The organism is Rhodanobacter sp. 7MK24 (assembly GCF_014842995.1).
Taxonomy (GTDB): domain Bacteria; phylum Pseudomonadota; class Gammaproteobacteria; order Xanthomonadales; family Rhodanobacteraceae; genus Rhodanobacter_A.
Window position 1 is genome coordinate 356378 of the sequence record NZ_JACYXL010000003.1, and the last position, 20289, is coordinate 376666.

Annotated in this window: 18 protein-coding genes and 1 pseudogene; 8 read left to right on the plus strand and 11 right to left on the minus strand. The window is 67.3% G+C overall.

Going from position 1 to position 20289, the window contains the following annotated elements:
- The first annotated feature begins 5 nt into the window (after nucleotides 1–5).
- From IHE49_RS08095 to IHE49_RS08110, 4 genes are read left to right on the plus strand one after another with little or no spacing between them, the layout of a single operon-like run.
- Nucleotides 6–752: an SDR family oxidoreductase gene (locus IHE49_RS08095; RefSeq protein WP_192156647.1), complete on the plus strand. Its 747-nt coding sequence runs from the start codon at nucleotides 6–8 to the stop codon at nucleotides 750–752.
- 16 nt (nucleotides 753–768) lie between these two features.
- Entirely contained in the window at nucleotides 769–1629 is an 861-nt protein-coding gene (locus tag IHE49_RS08100; protein WP_192156649.1) for a fumarylacetoacetate hydrolase family protein, read from the plus strand.
- Nucleotides 1626–2960: an L-fuconate dehydratase gene (locus tag IHE49_RS08105; protein WP_192156651.1), complete on the plus strand. Its 1335-nt coding sequence runs from the start codon at nucleotides 1626–1628 to the stop codon at nucleotides 2958–2960. The genes IHE49_RS08100 and IHE49_RS08105 overlap by 4 nt, the downstream gene beginning before the upstream one ends.
- Before the next feature lie 17 nt (nucleotides 2961–2977).
- Nucleotides 2978–4390, plus strand: coding sequence for an alpha-L-fucosidase (locus tag IHE49_RS08110; RefSeq protein ID WP_192156653.1), 1413 nt, complete (start codon nucleotides 2978–2980; stop codon nucleotides 4388–4390).
- Nucleotides 4391–4747: 357 nt separating this feature from the next.
- Here the strand turns inward: IHE49_RS08110 and IHE49_RS08115 are convergent, their stop codons facing one another.
- Together IHE49_RS08115 and fucP are read right to left on the minus strand one after the other, a co-directional pair.
- Nucleotides 4748–5116 (minus strand): L-rhamnose mutarotase, encoded by a 369-nt coding sequence (locus IHE49_RS08115; RefSeq protein WP_192156655.1) that lies wholly within the window; start codon nucleotides 5114–5116, stop codon nucleotides 4748–4750.
- Nucleotides 5117–5119: 3 nt separating this feature from the next.
- Nucleotides 5120–6406, minus strand: coding sequence for an L-fucose:H+ symporter permease (fucP, locus tag IHE49_RS08120; RefSeq protein WP_192156657.1), 1287 nt, complete (start codon nucleotides 6404–6406; stop codon nucleotides 5120–5122).
- Between the two features lie 168 nt (nucleotides 6407–6574).
- Here fucP and IHE49_RS08125 point away from each other — a divergent pair, with 168 nt between their 5' ends.
- The 3 genes from IHE49_RS08125 to IHE49_RS08135 all read left to right on the plus strand — a co-directional run bounded on the left by IHE49_RS08125 (nucleotide 6575) and on the right by IHE49_RS08135 (nucleotide 9800).
- Nucleotides 6575–7354, plus strand: coding sequence for an IclR family transcriptional regulator (locus tag IHE49_RS08125; RefSeq protein ID WP_192157106.1), 780 nt, complete (start codon nucleotides 6575–6577; stop codon nucleotides 7352–7354).
- Between the two features lie 186 nt (nucleotides 7355–7540).
- Nucleotides 7541–9031: a DUF4139 domain-containing protein gene (locus IHE49_RS08130; protein ID WP_192156659.1), complete on the plus strand. Its 1491-nt coding sequence runs from the start codon at nucleotides 7541–7543 to the stop codon at nucleotides 9029–9031.
- Nucleotides 9032–9044: 13 nt separating this feature from the next.
- Nucleotides 9045–9800: an enoyl-CoA hydratase/isomerase family protein gene (locus IHE49_RS08135; protein ID WP_192156661.1), complete on the plus strand. Its 756-nt coding sequence runs from the start codon at nucleotides 9045–9047 to the stop codon at nucleotides 9798–9800.
- A 6-nt stretch (nucleotides 9801–9806) separates the two neighbouring features.
- Here IHE49_RS08135 and IHE49_RS08140 read toward each other — a convergent pair whose 3' ends face one another.
- The 4 genes and pseudogenes from IHE49_RS08140 to IHE49_RS08160 form a co-directional block, all read right to left on the minus strand.
- Nucleotides 9807–10295 (minus strand): GNAT family N-acetyltransferase, encoded by a 489-nt coding sequence (locus IHE49_RS08140; protein ID WP_192156663.1) that lies wholly within the window; start codon nucleotides 10293–10295, stop codon nucleotides 9807–9809.
- A 76-nt stretch (nucleotides 10296–10371) separates the two neighbouring features.
- Nucleotides 10372–11220, minus strand: a complete 849-nt coding sequence (locus IHE49_RS08145; protein ID WP_192156665.1) for a sulfurtransferase — start codon at nucleotides 11218–11220, stop codon at nucleotides 10372–10374.
- Nucleotides 11217–11998: pseudogene (locus tag IHE49_RS08150) on the minus strand (DUF1289 domain-containing protein). Before IHE49_RS08150 ends, IHE49_RS08145 begins: the two are co-directional and overlap by 4 nt.
- 36 nt (nucleotides 11999–12034) lie before the next feature.
- A complete protein-coding gene (locus IHE49_RS08160; protein ID WP_225578281.1) occupies nucleotides 12035–12778 on the minus strand; it encodes an FKBP-type peptidyl-prolyl cis-trans isomerase in 744 nt (247 codons plus the stop codon).
- A gap of 131 nt (nucleotides 12779–12909) precedes the next feature.
- On the opposite strand from IHE49_RS08160, the gene IHE49_RS08165 reads away from it, so the two are divergent.
- Nucleotides 12910–13692, plus strand: a complete 783-nt coding sequence (locus tag IHE49_RS08165) for an enoyl-CoA hydratase-related protein (RefSeq protein ID WP_192156671.1) — start codon at nucleotides 12910–12912, stop codon at nucleotides 13690–13692.
- Between the two features lie 51 nt (nucleotides 13693–13743).
- Here IHE49_RS08165 and IHE49_RS08170 read toward each other — a convergent pair whose 3' ends face one another.
- From IHE49_RS08170 to IHE49_RS08190, 5 genes are all read right to left on the minus strand, one after another.
- Nucleotides 13744–14667 (minus strand): DUF1684 domain-containing protein, encoded by a 924-nt coding sequence (locus IHE49_RS08170; RefSeq protein WP_192156673.1) that lies wholly within the window; start codon nucleotides 14665–14667, stop codon nucleotides 13744–13746.
- A 77-nt stretch (nucleotides 14668–14744) separates the two neighbouring features.
- Nucleotides 14745–16586 carry a DNA mismatch repair endonuclease MutL gene (gene mutL / locus IHE49_RS08175; RefSeq protein ID WP_192156675.1) on the minus strand — a complete coding sequence of 614 codons (1842 nt, stop codon included), beginning with the start codon at nucleotides 16584–16586 and terminating at the stop codon, nucleotides 14745–14747.
- Nucleotides 16587–16624: 38 nt separating this feature from the next.
- The gene (locus tag IHE49_RS08180; protein ID WP_343227558.1) at nucleotides 16625–18142 is read right to left on the minus strand and encodes an N-acetylmuramoyl-L-alanine amidase; all 1518 of its coding nucleotides are present in this window, start codon (nucleotides 18140–18142) and stop codon (nucleotides 16625–16627) included.
- Between the two features lie 204 nt (nucleotides 18143–18346).
- Nucleotides 18347–18808 (minus strand): tRNA (adenosine(37)-N6)-threonylcarbamoyltransferase complex ATPase subunit type 1 TsaE, encoded by a 462-nt coding sequence (gene tsaE, locus IHE49_RS08185; RefSeq protein ID WP_192156679.1) that lies wholly within the window; start codon nucleotides 18806–18808, stop codon nucleotides 18347–18349.
- On the minus strand, nucleotides 18805–20286 hold the full coding sequence (locus tag IHE49_RS08190; RefSeq protein WP_192156681.1) for an NAD(P)H-hydrate dehydratase: 1482 nt from the start codon (nucleotides 20284–20286) through the stop codon (nucleotides 18805–18807). Before IHE49_RS08190 ends, tsaE begins: the two co-directional genes overlap by 4 nt.
- Between the last annotated feature and the right edge of the window lie 3 nt (nucleotides 20287–20289).

The window sequence follows — 20289 nt, forward strand, 5'->3', positions numbered from 1 at the left end:
CGCGCATGAGCGCCCGGCTGCAAGGCAAGCACGCCCTGGTCACCGCGGCCGGTGCCGGCATCGGCCGTGCTACCGCACTCGCCTTCGCGCGCGAGGGTGCGCAGGTGCTGGCCACCGACATCGACGCCGCTGCGCTGGCCAGCCTCGCGCAGGAACACTCGGCCATCCGCACCCAGACGCTGGACGTCACCAGCAACGCCGCCATCCGCACGCTGGTCGAAGCCAACGCGCCGTTCGACGTGCTGTTCAACTGCGCCGGCTTCGTGCACGCAGGCACCATCCTCGACACCGACGACGACGCCTGGCAGCGCTCGTTCCGCATCAACGTGGACAGCATGTACTGGCTGTGCCGCGCGGTGTTGCCGGCGATGCTGGAGCGCGGCCATGGCAGCATCATCAACATGTCCTCGGTGGCATCCAGCATCAAGGGCGTGCCCAACCGCTTCGCCTACAGCACGACCAAGGCCGCGGTGATCGGCCTCACCCGCTCCATCGCCGCCGACTACGTGGCACGCGGCGTGCGCTGCAACGCGATCTGTCCCGGCACGGTGAAGACGCCGTCGCTGGCCGACCGTGTGCGCGCGCTGGGTGGCGACGAACAGGCAGTGTGGAAGAGCTTCACCGACCGCCAGCCGATGGGCCGCCTTGGCACGCCGGAGGAGATCGCCGCCCTCGCGCTGTATCTCGCCTCCGACGAATCCTCTTTCACCACCGGCACCACCCACGTCGTGGACGGCGGCTGGTCCAACTGAACACGGACACATCATCATGAAACTCGTTCGCTACGGCGCACCCGGTCAGGAGCGCCCCGGCCTGATCGACACGCAGGGCAAGCTGCGCGACCTCTCCGCCCACGTCAGTGACATCGACGCCGCTACGCTGGTGCGCGCCGGTCGTGTGCGGCTGGCAGCCATCGATCCGGCCACGCTGCCGGAAGTCGCCGGCAGGCCGCGCCACGGCGCACCGGTGGCGCACGTGGGCAAGATGATCTGCGTGGGCCTGAACTACACCGACCACGCCGCCGAGACCGGCGCGACGCCGCCGGAGCAACCCATCCTGTTCATGAAGGCCACCAGCGCCATCATGGGTCCGAACGATGACGTCATCATCCCGAAGGATTCGGTCAAGACCGACTGGGAGGTCGAGCTCGGCGTGGTGATCGGCGACACCGCGCGCCACGTGAGCGTGGCCGATGCGCTGGACCACGTCGCCGGCTATGTGCTGGTGAACGACCTTTCCGAACGCGAGTTCCAGCTCGAGCATGGCGGCCAGTGGGTGAAGGGCAAGAGCTGCGACACCTTCGGCCCGATCGGCCCGTGGCTGCTCACCGCCGACGAAGTGGCCGACCCGCAGGACCTGGCGATGTGGCTGGAGGTCAACGGCCATCGCTACCAGAACGGCAACACGCGCAACATGATCTTCGGCGTGGCCGAGCTGGTGAGCTACATCAGCCGCTACATGACCCTGCAGCCGGGCGACGTCATCAGCACCGGCACGCCGGCGGGCGTAGGCCTGGGCTTCAAGCCGCCTGTGTACCTGCGTGCCGGCGACGTGATCGAGCTCGGCATCGACGGGCTGGGCACGCAGCGCCAGCGCACCGTGGCCTACAGCGACGCGGCGCAATCATGAGCAGCGCCATCGACATCACGCCTGCCAACATCGGTGCCACGCGCATCGTGGCGCTCGACACGCTGGACGTGCGTTTCCCCACTTCGCGTGAGCTGGACGGCTCGGACGCGATGAACCCCGATCCGGACTACTCGGCCGCCTGCGTCACGCTGCGCACCGACCGGCCTGACATAGTGGGCCACGGCTTCGTGTTCACCATCGGCCGCGGAAACGACGTGCAGACCGCCGCGCTGGCCGCGCTGGCCGAGCACGTCGCCGGCCTCTCCGTCGACGCCATCGTCAACGACCTCGGCGGCTTCGCCAAGCGCTTGGTCGGCGATTCGCAGCTGCGCTGGCTCGGCCCCGAGAAGGGCGTGATGCACATGGCGATCGGCGCGGTGATCAACGCCGCCTGGGATCTCGCTGCGCGCCTCGCCGGCAAGCCGCTGTGGCGCTACATCGCCGAGCTGTCGCCGGAGGAAATCGTCGCTGCCATCGATTTCCGCTATCTCAGCGACGCGCTCACGCCCGACGAGGCGCTGGCCATCCTGCGCGCGGCGGTGCCGCATCGGCAGCAGCGCATCGAACAGCTGCTGGCCGAAGGCTACCCCGCCTACACCACCTCGCCCGGGTGGCTGGGCTACAGCGACGAGAAGATGCAGCGGCTGGCGCACGAAGCGGTCGCCGACGGTTTCCGCACGATCAAGCTCAAGGTGGGCCTCGACGCAGCGGACGACGTGCGCCGCTGCCGCCTCGCGCGTGAGGCCGTCGGTCCCGACATCGGCATCGCCATCGACGCCAACCAGCGCTGGGACGTGCCCGACGCCATCGCGTGGCTGAAGCAGCTCATCGCCTTCGACATCGCGTGGATCGAGGAGCCGACCAGCCCCGACGACATCCTCGGCCACGCGGCGATCCGCCGCGCGGTCGCGCCGATGCCGGTCTCCACCGGCGAGCACACCCACAACCGCGTGATGTTCAAGCAGCTGTTCCAGGCCGGCGCGGTGGATCTGGTGCAGATCGACGCGGCCCGCGTGGCCGGCGTCAACGAGAACCTGGCGATCCTGCTGCTGGCCGCCAAGTTCGGCGTGCGCGTGTTCCCGCACGCCGGCGGCGTGGGCCTGTGCGAACTGGTGCAGCACCTGGCGATGGCCGACTTCGTGGCGATCACCGGCAAGAAGGAAGACCGCGCCATCGAGTTCGTCGACCACCTGCACGAGCACTTCATTGATCCGGTGGTGATACGCGAAGGCCGTTACATCGCGCCCACGGCACCGGGTTTTTCTGCGGAGATGAAGGAAAGCTCGCTGCGCGACTATGCCTTCCCGCAAGGCGTGGTGTGGCAATCCTGACAAACCGGAGTCGCATGATGAACATGCCGTATCGCCTCGTGAAATCCGCCCTCGCCTGCGCCCTCGCCTCCACGTGCGCCATGGCGCACGCCGCGACGCCGGCAAACGCCGGCACGCATCCGGTCGCCGCGATCCAGGACACCGAAACGCCGGCGCAGCGCGACGCACGCATGGCCTGGTGGCGCGCGGCACGCTACGGCATGTTCATCCACTGGGGCGTGTATTCGGTGCCCGCAGGCGTGTGGCAGGGCAAGCCGGTGGACGGCGCGGGCGAATGGATCATGCACGACGCGCGCATCCCGGTGGCCGAGTACAAACAGTTGCCCGCGCGCTTCGATCCGATGCAGTTCGACGCGCATACCTGGGTTTCGCTGGCCAAGGCCGCGGGCATGAAGTACATCGTGATCACGGCCAAGCACCACGACGGCTTCGCGATGTTCGACTCCAAGGCGAACGCGTTCAACATCGTCGACGCCACGCCGTTCAAGCACGACCCGCTGCGCGCACTGGCCGACGAGGCGAAGCGGCAGGGCATCAAGTTCGGGGTCTACTACTCGCAGGACCAGGACTGGACCGCGCCGGGCGGCGCCGCGATCGGCGGCCACTGGGACAAGGCGCAGGACGGCGACTTCGCCACCTACCTGCAGACCAAGGCGATCCCGCAGATCAAGGAACTGCTGGTGAAGTACCACCCGGCGGTGCTGTGGTTCGATACACCCACCCGCGAGATGACGCCGCAGCTAGCCTCAGAGATCGTGAAGCTGCTCGACCGGTATCCGCAGCTGATCTGGAACAATCGGCTGGGCGGCGGCTACGCAGGCGACACCGAGACGCCCGAGCAGCACATCCCGCCGCAAGGCTTTCCCGGCAAGGACTGGGAAACCTGCATGACGATCAACGACACCTGGGGCTACAAGTCCGCCGACACCGATTTCAAGTCGACCACCGTGCTGCTGCGCAACCTGGTCGACATCGCCAGCAAGGGCGGCAATTACCTGCTCAACGTCGGACCCGACGCGCACGGCGTGATTCCCGCGGCCGAAGCCGAACGCCTGCAGGCCATCGGCCAGTGGCTCAAGATCAACGGCGAATCGATCTACGGCACGCACCCCACGCCATTCGCCGATCCGCATGGCAGCTACTCGACCACGCAGAAGGATTCCGACGGCAAACCTGCATGGGTGCCCACCTGGGACTGGCGTGCCACCAGCCGGCCCGGCAAGGTCTACATCCACCTGCTCGAATGGCCCGGAAGCTCGTTCCACGTCGCCGACGCGAACATTCACGCCACCGGCGCCTACCTGCTGGCCGATCCGCGGCACACCCCGCTCAAGTTCACCCAGCACGGCACGCAGCTTGATGTGCAGTTGCCCGCCAAGCCACTCGATCCGATCGATACCGTGCTGGTTGTCACCACCAACCCTCGCTGAGAACGCACTCAAAACCCTGGTACATCCCGCGCTGGAAACGAGTCCCCTCAGTTCCCAGATACGGCGCGGTGGGCCACGCCGTCAATCGCGTAGGCAAGAAGGATTCCGAAATCCTCGGCGCGGCCTGCTCGTAGTTCCGGCGGATTGAACTCAGGCCGTTTCTCTGGGTTACCTCTCTCTTCACTCCGGGCACCCTGCCCTCCGCCCTTCATGTTCGCCGCCGCTCCTGCGGCGGAGTGGGCCAGCGAAGAGAGGTAACTCGGGCGCCGGCAGGCGACCGAAACCGCTTTGTTACTTGCACCGGCGCACGCACCCCGATCTGCCGGCCAGGGAAGAGCTGATGATCTCGCACTGACACTAACGACTGGTTCCGGGCGCCGCCAACGCGTCTTTCAGAGAGAAAATCCCGCGCATCGCCACCCACTTTTCGCCCGGCTTCGCCCACGGCAGGCGCTGCTGATAACCATCCATCAGCCGCTCCCAGGCCTGCACTCGCGGGTTGGTCGCATCAGCCGCCTGCTTGCCCGCGGCGTCGTAGCCGTCGGGCACCTGCATCACCATCACCAGCCGGTTCCCGGTGCGGAAGATCTCCATGTCCTCGATGCCCGCAGCTCGGATCGAGGCAACGATTTCCGGCCAGACCACATCGGGGCGGTGCCAGTTTTCGTACTCGGCGATGGCCGCCGCATCGTCGTGCAGATCGAGCGCGTAGTAGAGGCGAGGCACCGATCAGCCCCCCGCGTTGCCGGCACGCGGCAGCCGCCGCCATGCAAACCAGGCCACCACAGCGAAACCCAGCGCCGGCACGCTCAGCGCACGCGCAATGCCGGCGAGGTCGGACACCTTGCCCATCGCCGCCGTGAGCACCGCGCCGCCGATGATGGTCATCACCAGCAAGGCCGAACCGAGCTTGCGCTCGTCGTCGTCCATGCCTTCGACGCCCAACGCGAAGATGGTCGGATACATCACCGACATGAAGAAGCTGCAGGCCACCAGCGCGAGGGCGCCGCTCAGGCCGGGCCAAGCCAGCGCATACAGCGCAAGCACGACATTGATCAGCGCGAATGCCAGCAGCAGGCGCACTGGCGCCAGGTATTTCATCAGCGCCGTGCCCGCAAAGCGGCCGAGCATGAAGCACACCAGCCCGGCGAGGATGAAGTTGGCTGCCGACGCTGCCGACGTGCCCGGCATCGTCGCCTGCACGTAGCGGATGGTGTAGCTCCACACGCCGACCTGCGCGCCCACGTAGAAAAACTGCGCCGCCATCGCACCGGTGAAGCGGCGATCGCGCAGCAGCCGCGCCAGCACGCCATCGCGTCCGGTGGCATGCGTTGCAAGCGCATGCGGCGCAGTCACCGCAGGGAAGCGGGCCAGCAACACCAGCACGGCCCAGGCCAGCACGACCAGGCCGATGCAAAGGTAAGGCAGCTGCACCGCGTGCGTCGCATCCGCGTAATACGTGGCGCGCTCGGCGGCGCTCATCGCAGCCAACTGCACCGGCGTGTGTTCCACGCCCGCGAGGATGAAATGCTGGCCGACCAGCACGCCGGCGATGGAGCCCAGCGGGTTGAACGCCTGTGCGAAATTGAGCCGGCGCGTCGCGCCATCGGGCGTACCCAGCACCGTCATCAACGGGTTGGCCGAGGTTTCCAGGAAGGCCAGCCCGGTGGCGATCACGAACAGCGCGAACAGGAACACGCCATAGGTGTGCAGCTCCGCCGCCGGCCAGAACAGCAGCGCCCCCGCGCCGTACAGCACCAGCCCCAGCACCACCGCCTGCTTGTAACCGTAGCGGCGCATGAACATCGCCGCCGGCATCGCCACCAGGAAATAGCCGAGGTAGAACGCGCTCTGCACCAGGCCCGCCTGGAAATCGTCCAGCACGAAGGCCTTCTTGAACTGCGCGATCAGCACGTCGTTGAGGTTGTTGGCGGCACCCCACAGGAAGAACAGGCCAACGATCAGGAACAATGGCAGCCAGCGGCGAAGGCCTTGCGGCGCATCGGTGGCCGACATGGCCGGATATTCCGTCGTCATTCGTGCATCCACCCCGATCTCCCGTTGCGACTCACAGATGCCGGACACGGCAGTGCAAATATGAAACAGTTATTCACCAGCGCAAAGACGCGCTGCAACATGCCCCTCCGCATGGAAGTCGTCCACCACATGCGGCAAGCTAGCAAGATCATGACGAAGCCTGCTCCCAAATACCGCGCTCCCGCGCTCGACAAGGGCCTGGACATCCTCGAACTGCTGGCCAGCGCGCACAAGCCGCTGAGCATCGTGGAAATCTCCGAAGGCGTCGGCCGCTCGCGCGGCGAAATCTTCCGCATGCTGCAGGTGCTGGAGGAACGCGACTACCTCGCACGCACGGAAGGCGACGGCGGCTACAGCATCACGCCGCGGCTGTTCCTGCTGGCGATGGAACAGCCGCCCGTGAAAAGCGCCATCGAAGCCGCACTGCCGGTGATGCACCGCCTCGCCGAAACCACCGAGCAGGCCTGCCATCTCGTGGTGCCCTCGCGCGACCAGATCGTGGTGATCGCCCGCGCCGACCCGCCGGGCGAGATCGCCCTGGTGGTGCGCATCGGCCATCGCCGGCCGATGTCTCAATCCACCTCCGGCCACGTGCTGCTGGCCTTCCAGGACGAACAGCTGCGCGAGCACTGGCTGGACGTCATCGCCGGCCAGGAGGCCGACCTGGACCGCAAGAAGCTGGTCCGCCAACTCGCGCAGGTGCGCAACCAGGGCTATGCCTGCGCGCGCAGCCACGTGGTGGACGCGGTCACCGACCTCTCGGCGCCGGTGCTGCAGCACGGTCGCGCCGTGTGTGCGCTCACCGTGCCTTTCATCGCGCAGCGCGCCTCCGCGCAGACCCAGCAGCGCACCATCGCCGCCTTGTGCAAAGCCACCGCGGAAATCTCCGACATCCTGCATTACGGCACGGCGACGCAAAAACGATGAAGCGATGGATGGCTTGAAAGCGAATAAGGAGCTGGGCATGCGACGCGCCCTGCTCCCTCCATCCATTCGCTGTTCGACTGCCTTCAGATGAACGGATGCCGTGCGATACAGCTCCGGACGCGATGGAAACCGCAACAGTCCGTGCATGATCTTCATTGCAACTCTTCCCACGCAAGGAGCCCTGCCATGAACCAGCCCGCCCTGTCGGCCCTCGCACTGGCCTGCGTCGCCGGCCTCGCCGTCGCCATGCCCGTTGGCGCGGCCACGCCTGCCGCGAGTGGCGCCGACATCACGCTTTACCGCAGCGACAGCACGGCGCTGTACGCCAGCAGCGGCGACGGCAATGTCAGCGACGGCTACGCGGTGATCCGCGAGCGCCGCGCGCTCGCCCTGCAGCCCGGCGTGCAGGACATCACCCTCGGCGACCTGCCCGACCAGCTCGACGCCGAAGCGCTGGCGCTGGGCTTTCCCGATGGCGGCGCGAAAGTGGTTTCTCAGCGCCTGCTGCTGGGCCAGGGCGAGAGCGCCGCACTGACCGGCCTGATCGGCCGCGAGGTCACCATACTGGGTGACAACGGCGAGGCACTTGCCACTGGCACATTGAAGCGTGTCAGCAACGATGGCTTGATGATTGAAAGCGTCTCCGGCAAAAGCGTGCTGGGCACGACCTGGATCCGCCAGTACGCCGGCGTGCGCGTGAACGGCGGCGATTTCCCCACCGGCTCCAGCCTGCGCCTGCGTGTGGATGCCGCGCGTGGCGGCAACAGCGAGGCCGTGCTCAGCTATCCCACTTCCGGCCTGGGCTGGCGCGCCGCTTACGTGGCCGCACTGCAGCCAGGCAACAACGGTTGCCGCATGCAGTTCGAATCGCGCGCCAGCATCGCTAACCGCAGCGGGCGCGACTGGAACGACGCGAAGCTCACCCTGATCGCGGGCGAGCCGAACTTCGCCAAGCCTTCCGCACCGCGCCCGATGATGATGAGGGCAGCCGCTCTTTCGTTCTCCGCCAAGACGGAGCCGCAGCAGGAGCAAATGGACAACTACCGCAGCTACACGTTGCCGTCTCCAGTGAACCTGCCCGACGGCAGCGTGAGCCAGGTGCCGCTGTACGACACGCGCCCGCTTTCATGCGAACGCACCAATCTCGTGGAAAGCGGCGGCGTCTGGCAACCCGAACAGCCAATGCTGAGTTCCGATCCCGTCGCGGGCGGCGAAAGCAACGTCGTCAGCACGCTCAAGTTCACCGCCTTCGACAGCCTGCCCGCCGGCTACCTGCGCGTGCTCACGCAGGACAGCCACGGCACCCCGCAATTCATCGGCGAAGGACGCATCAGCGACACGCCCAAGGGCAGCGCCGCCACCATCGAGCTGGGCAGCGCCTTCGATCTTCGCTCCACGCGCGAACGCACCGCCTTCCACGTGGACAAGGCTGGCCGCACGATGGACGAAGCCTTCCGCATCACCCTCACCAATGCCGGCGACAGCGCGCGCACCGTCACCGTGCGCGAGCATCCCAACCGCTGGCGCGAATGGAAGCTGGCTTCGTCCAGTACGCCGCCCAGCAAGCAGACCACCGACACGCTGGAGTTCCGCATCGACGTACCAGCCGGCGGCAAGGCCGTACTGGACTATGCCGTGCACTACGCCTGGACGGCGGAACAGCAACCGCAGCCCTGACCGGAGCAATCCCATGATCGAAGTCATCCATCACGATGCCGTTGCGGAAGTCCATCTCGCACGACCGCCCGTCAACGCACTGAACCTGGAGTTGCTGCAAACGCTGCATGCCGCGCTGGACAAGGCAGTGGCCGATGGCGCACGCGGCATCGTGCTCTCCGGCGTGCCTGGCATGTTTTCCGCCGGCGTAGACGTGCCGGCACTGTTGCATGCGGACCGCGCCGGCGTGCAGGCCTTCTGGCGCGAATTCTTCGCCACGGCCTCCGTGCTGGCCTGCTCGCCGGTGCCGGTGGCTGCCGCGGTCACCGGCCACAGTCCCGCCGGCGGTGCGGTGATGGCACTGATGTGCGACTACCGCGTGATGGCGCAAGGGCCTTACAAGATCGGCCTCAACGAAGTGCAGGTGGGGCTTGCCGTGCCCGACTGCATCCAGCTCGCGCTGCGCCGCGTGGTGGGCGCCTACCGCGCGGAGCGATTGCTGGTTGCCGGCGAGATGATCGACGCGGAACAGGCGCTGGCCTGCGGCTTCGTGGACGAAACCACCGGCATCGACCAGGTGGTGACGCGCGCGTTGCACTGGATGAACGGGTTGCTCGCCCTGCCCCCGCACGCCATGCTCGCCACCCGCCGCGTCGCGCGCGCCGACCTCATCGCCACCTATGCCGACCTGGATACGCTGCCCATCGGTGAGTTCGTCGAAGGCTTCTATCACCCGCAGACGCAGGCCACGCTGCAAGCGCTGGCGGCCAGGCTCAAGAGCAAAGGCTGAACCCGCTTAGGGTTCCCAGATCATGTGCACATCCGCCCGAGCGTAGTGTGACCCCGCGCGTGGCGCGGGATGATGTCGGAAGCCGACGCTCTCATACAGCGCCAGCGCCGGCCCGAGCAGGCTGCTGGACTCCAGGAACAGTTCGCGTGCACCAAGCCCGCGGTACAAGTCCAGTGCTGCGTCCATCAGCAGGCGACCGACCCCGCGACCGCGCGCCTCGGGCGATACCGCCATCTTGGTGAGCTCGTAGACGCCGTCGCCCTCGTATTTCAACGCGACGGTACCGAGCGCCTGGTCGTCCTCGCCGATGGCAAAAAGGATGTGTCCCCCATTCGCGAGGATGTGCCCCTCGGGGTTGCCAAGCACTTCGCGGTCGTAGTCCTCGACCACGAACCAGTGCTCCAGCCATTCGATGTTTAGCGCAGCGAACGCCGTGCGCCAGCGCGGGTCGAAGCCGACGATGCGGATATTGTCTTGCCGTGCCGGGGTGGTCATTCGCGCTTCCCGTGAGACACCGGTTGCCGGAGTCGGCGATGCTTCCGCGTTCCGCGCCATGCGCGAAATGCAGCGATCACTCCTCGCCCGTCGCCGCCGGTCGCGAGCGGTCGCTCACCCAGCCGCTCCACGACGGCGCGTAGAGCCGTGAGCCGGCGAGGCCGGCGTGTTCCATCGCCAGCAGGTTGTGGCACGCAGTGACGCCGGAGCCGCACATGTGCACGACTTCGGCAGGAGCTCGCGTACCGAGTACGGCGAGGAAATCGCGCCTCAGCTCCGCCGCATCCTTGAAACGACCATCGGCGGCGAGGTTGTCGGCGAAGGGGCGATTGCGCGCACCGGGCACATGGCCCGCGACGGGATCGAGCGGTTCGGTATCGCCGCGGTAGCGCGGCGCGGCGCGGGCGTCGATCAGCAGCGGCGCAGGTGCCGCGTGCAAGGCGGTGTGATCGAGCACGACCTGGGCCGGATCGAACTGCACGGCGACCGAGGTCGCCGCGCGCAGCGGCACAGTGGTTTCCACCGGCAGGCCTGCTCTCTGCCATCCAGCGTAGCCTCCATCGAGCACCGTCACGGCCCGTTCGCCGGCAAAGCGCAGCATCCACCACAGGCGCGCTGCGGCCAATGCACCGTTGCCCGCGTCGTAGGCAACCACCTGCAGGCCCGGCCGCCAGCCCCAGCAGCCGAGCACGGCGGAAAACGCTTCCGCCGACGGCAGCGGGTGGCGCCCCATCCCTTGCGATTGCAGCGAAAGGTCGGAGAGGTCGGTGTCCAGCTCGGCGTATACGGCGCCTGGGATATGGCCTGCAAGGTAGTCGCGGCGGCCCTGCGCAGGATCGGCGAGATCCATGCGGCAATCGACGATCAGCACCGCATCCGGTGGCAGCGCGGCGAGTTCGGTCGCGGAAATCAACGTGGTCTTCATGCGCGTCCCATCCTCTTCAGCAGATTGAGCAGGATCGCCGCAGTGGCGCCCCATATGCGATGGCCGCCGTGCACGAACTCCACCATTTCGCGGCGATGGCCGCGGAATTCCATGGTGTAGCGGCGCAGATTGGCCGGATCGAGAAAGAACGCCAGCGGCACCTCGAACACTTCGGCGACTTCGGCGGGCGCGGCTTTCAACTGGCTGTGCTCTGCGATGCGCGCCACCACCGGCGTGATGCGGTAGCCGCTGATCGTATCGAAGTTGTCGAGGTAGCCCAGCGGCGTGACCTGGGCAGGATCCAGGCCGATCTCTTCCTCGCTTTCGCGCAGCGCGGTGGCCAGCGCGTCGGCATCGCCGGGGTCCGCCCGGCCGCCGGGAAGCGCCACCTGCCCCGCATGCGATTGCAGGTTGTCGGTGCGGACAGTGAATACCACCAGCGGCGATTCGCCATCGCGCAAGGCCAGCAAGACCGCCGCGGGGCGACGCTGTGCCGTACCCAGCAGCTCGTTCATGTCGGCGTGGTTCCAGCCGGGCGTGTCGGTTGATGTGGAGAGCGGCAACAGCGCCTGCAGCAGATCGTCGTTCATGGGTGCTTCCGCGCGGGCAGCACGTCGCGCATCACGCGCAGGCGCTCGGCGTCGCTCATCGCACGCCAGCGTCCGATTTCGTCGATCGTCCGGCGGCAGCCGATGCAGTAACCCTGCGGATCCAGCTGGCAGACGCCGATGCACGGCGTGGCCACGGGCGGCGGTGCGGTGGGAAGTTCGTTCGGCATGACCCTGCGATTTTAGCAGCAGGGACAAGCGCCCTCTCAGTGCGAATCCTGGTCGGATGCAGGTGGCTTGATCGCCAGCAGCTCGATCTCGAACACCAGCGCCTCGTTGGGGCCGATGCGCGGCAACTGGCCTTCCTTGCCGTAGGCGAGCTGCGGCGGGATCACCACCTTCCAGCGGTCACCCACGTGCATGCGCGGGATCACATCACGCCAGCCGGGGATCATGTGATCCACGGTGATGCTCGCTGGCGCATTGTGCGCCCAGGTACTGTCGAATTCGGTGCCGTCCACCAGCATGCCGCGATAGTCCACCACCACCGTGCTGGTGGCCATGGGAGTGGCGGTGCCGTCGCCGCGCTTGATCACGGAATACTGGATGCCGGAGGGCAGCCGGATCACGCCGGGCTGCTTGGCGTTGCGCACCATGAACGCGGCGCTCTTGCGTGCATTGGCTTCCGCGATCTGCTCGAACTCGACCTGCGCGTCGGTGCGCAACTGCTGGTTGAGGGAGCTCAACTGCTGGTGCATCGCCTGCATCGACACGCTGGGCTGGCGCTTCTCGTAAGCGTCCTGGATCGCGCGCTGCAACGTGGCGATGTCGATTTCCGGTACGCCGGGCTGGTTGCGGCCCGCAGCGAACTGGCTGCCGATCTGGTAGCCGATGGCGTAGGAAAGCTTGACCTTGTCCAGCTTCACCGGTGCCGGCAACTGCGCCTGATCCTGCGCATGCGCGACGCCGGCCAGCAACAGGCAGGGCAGCAACCAACGCAGTCGAATCATGCCGTTCTCCATCGCGTACCAAGGCGCCACATCGTAAGGGTTTCGCCCGCCGAGTGCAGGTTGAGAACCTCTCGCAGCCACAAAGGTTCCCGCTGTTACCATAAGCGTTTCGGCAGCACTGGAACCGGCCCATGGCCTATCGCAACCTGGAAATCGCCAACCGCGGCGCGGTGCGCATCATCACGGTGAACCGCCCCGACAAGCTGAACGCTCTGAACCGCGACACGCTCAACGAACTCACCATCGCCTTCGCCCAGGCCGCGCAGGAAGACGCCGTGCGCGTGGTGGTATTGGCCGGCGCGGGCGAAAAGGCCTTCGTAGCCGGCGCCGACATCGCCGAGATGAACGGCTACACGCCCGTACAGGCACAAGGCTTTTCGCGTACCGGCCAACGCCTGATGACGAGCATCGAGCGCCTCGGCAAACCGGTGATCGCACGCATCCAGGGCTTTGCGCTGGGCGGCGGCATGGAACTGGCGATGGCCTGTCATCTGCGCGTGGCCAGCGAAAAGGCGAAGTTCGGCCAGCCCGAAATCAACCTGGGCCTGATCCCCGGCTTCGGCGGCACCCAGCGCCTGCTGCGTCTCGCCGGCCGCAGCGCCGCGCTGGAACTGTGCCTCACCGGCGCGACGATCAACGCCCAACGCGCCTACGAGCTGGGCGTCGTCAACCGCGTGGTGGCACCGGAGGCGCTGGACGATACGGTGAACGCATTGGCCGACCAGCTCGCCGCCGCCGCACCACTGGCGGCCGCCGGCATCCTCGATGCGGTGCTGCAAGGTGGCGAGGCCTCGCTCGACCAGGGGCTGGAATTCGAAACGCAGGGTTTCTCGCTGATGTTTTCGACCGAGGACATGCGCGAAGGCACCAACGCCTTCCTGGAAAAGCGCAAGGCAGCATTCAGCGGACGATAAGCCAGAAAGCCGAGCGTGGCCCCTGATCCTGATCGCTGCGAAAAGCGGCGATCAGTGATGGCCGCCGCGATACTTCTTCTCGCCCGCCGTCACCGCGACGTCGAGACGGTTCTCCGGCGGCGCCAGCGGGCAGGTGGCGAACGGAGTGAATGCGCAAGGCGGGTTGTAGGCCTTGTTGAAATCCAGCACGACCTTGCCGGGCGTGGCCACGCCTCCGGCAGGTAACGCCGCGTAGAGGAAACGTGCGGCGCCATAGGTTTCCTTGCCCGAGGTCTTGTCGGCGATCACGAAGAACAGTTCGCCACCTGGCTCTTCCTGGTACGGCAATAGCTCGAACGTGTGGCCGTCGCGCCGGAACACCGCCTTGCCGGGTACTTTCACCTTGTCGATGGTGCCGATGGCGGTGCCGATCTCGAGATCGTGCTCCGGCACGAAGGGCACCCAGTCGGCCTCGATGCGCCAGGACGCATCGATGGGGAAGTAATCGATGCCCAGGAAACCGCGGCGCGCCTCGGCGTCGACATCCTTCACCCGGAGCGCCTTGCGGCCGTCGCGGTCGATCACGAAGAAGCTGGCGTTGCCGAAACGCACGATGGTGGGGCCGCTGTTCGCGGCAGCATGCATGTCGTCGACCAGCGCAGCTTCGGCGACAGGCTTGCCGTCCACGGTGGCGCCGCTGTCCTTGTCCAGCGCAACGCGTACCGCGCCGTCCGCCGCCAACGTCACCGTACCAAGATGCGCAGGACCGGCTTTCAACACGATGTCGTTGTTCGCGGCACTGCCCACGCGGTTCGCACCTTCGTGCAGCCACTCCAGTCCGATCAGGCTGAGCCAGCCGTCCGGGCCGGTGAGCCGCGCGACGCGGTCGGCGCGCCATTGTTCGATTTCGTGCGTATAGGACGAGGGGGTTTCGGCAAAAGACACGGCAACGACTCCGAAAAACGAGGCGAACAGGACGGCGGCGATTCGCGACATGGGGACGATCCGCGGCAATGAAAGTCCGAGTATGGACGTCCAAATGCCGGACAGGCAAGCGGACATCCAGCACGCCCTCATCGCCCGCGCATGAACAACCGGTCCAGTTCCGAAAGCGACAGCTGCGTCCAGGTGGGACGGCCGTGGTTGCACTGCCCGGAGCGCTCAGTGGCCTCCATCTCGCGCAGCAGCGCATTCATCTCGGGAAGGCTGAGGCGCCGCCCCGCGCGCACCGAACCGTGGCAGGCCATGGTGGAAAGCAGCTCGTTTTCGAGCTCCTGCAGGCGGCGAGAACTGCCGTGCTGGGCGAGTTCGGCCAGCACGTCGCGGGTCAGCTGCGTCACATCGGCACCTTCGAGCAAGGCGGGAATGCGCCGCACCACCACACCGGACGGACCGCTGCGCGACAGCTCCAGACCCCATTCGGCCAACGCATCGCCGTGCTCCTCCGCGGCGGCGGCCTCCTTCGCGCTCACTGCAAGATTGAGCGGCACCAGCAGCAGCTGCGAACGCAGGTTGCTGCTGGTGCGGCCGGCCTTGAGCTTCTCGTAGGTGATGCGCTCGTGCGCGGCGTGCATGTCCACCAGCACCAGGCCCTGCGCATTTTCGGCGAGCACATAGATGCTCTTGAGCTGGGCGATCGCGTAGCCCAATGGCGGCGCTTCGCCCTCCTCCGCGACGGGCATCGCCACCGCGGCAGATGCGGAGCGCGGCGACTCGCCCAGCAAGGCCGCGTAATCGGCCAGCGGCTCGTCGCGCACGCCAAGCGCAAGGCGGTTCTGCTCCGCGCGCGCTGGCCACACTGCGGTACGTGCGATGGACGGCAGGCCGGGAGCGTGCGCATGCATGGCGCCCGCTCCCGCGGTGCTCATGTGCAGGCGGCCATCGTCGTCCTGCGCATGCGATTCCACCTGCCCCGCGCGCGTCTGCGCCAACGCCTCGTGCAAGGTGCGGTACAGGAAGTCGTGCACCAGCCGCTGCTCGCGGAAACGCACCTCGTGCTTGGCCGGATGCACGTTGACGTCCACCCCAACGGGATCGAGTTCGAGATACAGCACGAAGGCCGGATGGCGTCCGTGGAACAGCACGTCGGCGTAGGCCTGGCGCACCGCGTGCGCCACCACGCGGTCGCGCACCAGCCGGCCGTTGACGTAGAAGTACTGCTGGTCCGCCTGCGAACGCGAGGCAGTGGGCAGGCCAACCCAGCCGGACAGACGCATGCCGGCGGCGGCGTGATCCACGCGCAGACTCTGGGCGGGGAAATCATCGCCCAGCACTTCGGCCACGCGCGCCAGTTGCGCCTGCGCATCGCGCGCGGCTTTCCAGATGCGCACCGGCTTGCCGTTGTGGCTGAGCCGGAATTCCACGCCGCCACGCGCCAGCGCCAGTGACTTCAGAAGATCGTCGATGTGCGCGAACTCGGTGCGTTCGGCGCGCATGAACTTCTTGCGCGCGGGTACGTTGTAGAACAGGTCGCGTACTTCCACGCTGGTACCGGCCGGATGCTGCGCAGGGCGCGCGGCCTGCAGCCTGCCGCCATCCACTTCGATGCGGAACGCGGCGTCTGCCTCGCGCAGGCGCGAGGTGAGCGCGAAGCGCGCCACCGAGGACACCGAGGCCAGCGCCTCGCCACGGAAGCCCATGCTGGCGACATGTTCGAGATCGTCGAAGCTGCCGATCTTGCTGGTGGCATGCGAGGCCACCGCCAGCGGCAGTTCATCGGGCGCGATGCCGCCGCCGTCGTCGCGCACGCGGATCAGGCGTGCACCGCCCTGCTCGATGTCCACCTCGATGCGCGAGGCGCCCGCGTCGAGACTGTTCTCGACCAGTTCCTTGACCACGGACGAAGGGCGCTCGATTACCTCGCCGGCGGCGATCTGGTTGATGAGCTCGGGAGGCAGCGGGCGGATGACAGGCATCCGCGGATTTTAGCAGTTGGGGCGATCAGGCCGCCGGATCAACCTGCGGGAATGGCCAGCACGGTGCCCGTGCGCACCACGTTGCCGTCGATGTGGTTGGCACTCTTCAACGCACCGACACTGATGCCGTATTGCCGCGCGATGCTGCGCAGGCTTTCGCCCTCGCCCACGCGATGCAGGTCGCGTACGCCGGCGTCGGCGACGGGTGAGGCATCGGCGACCGAAGCGCCATCGTCGCCACCATCCGATCGACCGGACTTGGCCGAAGCCAGTTGAACGCCGCTGCGCTGCGCGGCCTGTGCCGCAAACCAGCTGCCCTGCGGCGGCGAAGATTCGAAGTAGCTTTTCACGCCGCTCATCACCGCCGCGGCCAACGCTTGCTGGTGTCCGGGGTCGCGCAGCTTCTGTTCCTCGTCCGGATTGCTGATGAAGGCCGTCTCGACCAGGATCGAAGGCACGTCGGGCGAACGCAGCACCACGAAGTTGGCACGCTCGACATAACCACGGTGGGTTGGACCGATCTGCCCCAGCGCCTTGAGCACGTTGCCGGCGACCACGTCGCTGGCCTGCACCGCCCAGCCCTGCTGCATATCCAGCAACACCTTGGCGAGGCCATCGCTCTGGTCGCTCAGCGATACGCCGCCGATCAGGTCGGAGCTGTTTTCGCGGTCGGCCAGCATCTGCGCCGCCACCGAGCTCTTGCCGCGCGAAGATAGCACCCACACCGAGGAGCCGCGCGCATCGCCGCTGAGATAGGAGTCGGCGTGGATGGCGACGAACAGGTCGGCATCGTGCTCGCGTGCGATCTGGTAGCGGCGCTCCAGCGGAATGAAGTAATCGCTGTCGCGGGTGAGGATGGCCGTCATTCCCGGCTGCTTGTTGATCTGCGCCGCGAGGTCGCGCGCCACCGCCAGGGTGACATTCTTCTCCATCGTGCCGTCGGGACCGATCGCGCCAGAGTCCTTGCCGCCGTGGCCGGCGTCGATACACACCACCACTTTGCGCTGGCCGTTCAGCAACGCGGCGGCCTGCTGGGTGACCCTCCGGGTGGAACCGATGGATTGGCCGCCGCGGCGATTGGTCACCGCCACGACGACGGGCGAAGGGGCCGCCACATCGTCATCAGCGACCGCGGCGCCGGTGGGCTTGGTGATGGCGGCAGCATCCGCTGCGCCCGTACCGCCACCCGGCAACAAATCCAGCACCAAGCGGTAATGGTCACCCTGACTGGGCGCGAGCACGAAGCTGCGCACCTGGCTGCCAGCGGCCATCTTTGCGGTGAGCTGCAGGCTGCCACCTTGCCTGCTGTGGCTGATGCCACGAAACAGGCCGTGCGCTGTCGGATCGGCATAGCCGTCCGCGATCCGGCCGCGGGCGAAATCCACCACGACCTGGTCGCTCTGGCGATCGATGCGGTAGTTCGGCTTGCCATCCAGATCGAGCACCAGCCGGGTGTGGCTGGCGTCGGACCAGACGCGCGCCGCCATCAAATCGGTCGCATGCGCGGCAACGGGCGCCATCGCCGCGGCCAAAGCGACGACGACTATCCCACCCAAGCTGTTCAGGTATCCCCGCATGGGGCGCATTGAATCGCAGGCGGATCAGGAAAGCAAGAAGTTTTCCTTTGAATATCCATGACCTGCAGGTCATTCATCAGTCAACATCTAGCTATGGCTCGCAAGTTGCCATTCTCCGAGCCACCAGCACCCGCCAGGCCCACGAGGGTTTTTCCAGAAGAAATAGCGACTTGCCGGCTTCAATCAGCGCAAGCGCTGCAAGAGATCGCGGCCACGCGCGGTATGTGCTTCGAGCTGCACTTGCCGGCCAGCCCCGGCGTAAGCCAGGTGCAAGGTGAGATCGGGAGCCGGCAACGCACCGCGGCCACGTTCGGGCCATTCCACCAGTACCAGCGCCGCGGGATCAGCCAGCGCGTCCAACCCCAGCCATTCGAGCTCGCCTGGATCGGCGATGCGGTAGAGATCCAAATGCCAGGCCGGCCGCCCCTGGGCGGCATAGCCTTCGATCAGGCTGTAGGTGGGGCTTTTGATGCGCTCGCCCACTTCCAGCGCGCCCAGCAACGCACGCGCGAACGTGGTCTTGCCCGCACCCAGGTCGCCATGCAGGTAGATCACCATGCCGGCTCCGGCCAGTGCGGCGGCGAAGCAGCGGCCCAGCGCATCGGTGGCGGACTCGTCGGCCAATGCCCAGCGTTGCCTGTTCATGCGTCGATTCCATTGCACAGTGCGCGCAATGGCGCGAGGAGATCCGTGGCAAGCAGGCCCCGCTCGCCCTGCCTTGCCGCGCAGTCGCCGGCGCGCGCATGCAGGCCGACGCCAAGGCTGGCCGCCTGCCAGGCGTCGCAGCCCTGCGCCAGCAGCGCCGCCACGATGCCGGTAAGCAGGTCGCCCATGCCGCCCGCGGCCATGCCGGGATTGCCCCAGGGACAAACGTTCAGACGTCCGTCCGGATTGGCGATCAGGCTGCCGGAGCCTTTCAGCACGACCACGGCCTGGAAACGATGCGCCAGCGCGCGCGCGGCGGCGAAACGATCCGCCTCCACCTCGGCCACCGTGCCGCCGAGCAGGCGCGCGGCCTCGCCGGGATGCGGCGTCAGCACCGCCTGCTGCGTGAAGCGGCGCGGCTCGCGTGCCAGCAGGTTGAGCCCATCGGCATCGAGCACCAGCGGCTTGCCGCTGTCCAACGCGGTGAGCCACAGCGCGTGGCTCCATGCACCCTGCCCCAGGCCCGGCCCCACGGCCAGCACATTGGCGCGGGCCAGCAGCGGCTCCAGCGCCTGCGGGCCATCCACGCCATGTGCCATCAGCTCGGGACGCGCGGCGTTCAACGCGAGCAGGTGCTCCGTGCGCGTCGCCACGCTGGCCAGACCCGCGCCGGTGCGCAACGCCGCTTCGCCACTCAGGCGGATCGCCCCAGCCATGCCGTGCTCGCCGCCGATCGCCAGCACGTGGCCGTTCGTGCCCTTGTTTGCGTCACGCAGGCGCGGCGGCAGGTGCGCGGGCATCAGCAACCGTGCGTCGGGTGAAACGTCCCGCCACAACGATTCCGGCAAACCCAGCGCATCAAGCTCCAGCGAGCCCACGACATTCGCCGCGCGACCGGTATGCAGGCCGCGCTTGGCCGCGATGAAACTCACCGTGCGTTCGGCGCGGACCGCCGTGCCGGGCGTCCGACCGGTATCGGCATCCAGCCCGGAGGGCACGTCCAGCGCCAGGACAGGCGTACCGCTGGCGTTGATCGCTTCGATCAGCGCTGCCACCGATGTCTCGGGCGCACGCCGCAAGCCTGTCCCATAAAGCGCATCGACATGGACATCGACGGTAGGCAAGGCATCGCCCGAGTGCCAAAGGCGCACGGCGCCACCGGCATCCTTCCACGCCTGCCGGGCCGTGGCGGCATCGCCCGCGGACGCCTCATTCAGCGCGAACACGTCCACCTGCAGGCCGGCCTCGCGCGCCAGTACCGCCAGCAGGAAGCCGTCGCCGCCGTTGTTGCCCGGCCCGCAATACACGGCGATGCGGCGCGCCTGCGGCCAATGCCGGCGAAGGCTGGAGAGTGCCGCCCACGCCGCGCGCCGCATCAGTTCGAAACCCGGCACGCCCAGTTCTTCGATCGCGCGGCGATCCAGTTCGCGCACCTGCGCGACGGTATAGAGCTGATGGCTATGAAGGTGATCGCACATGCC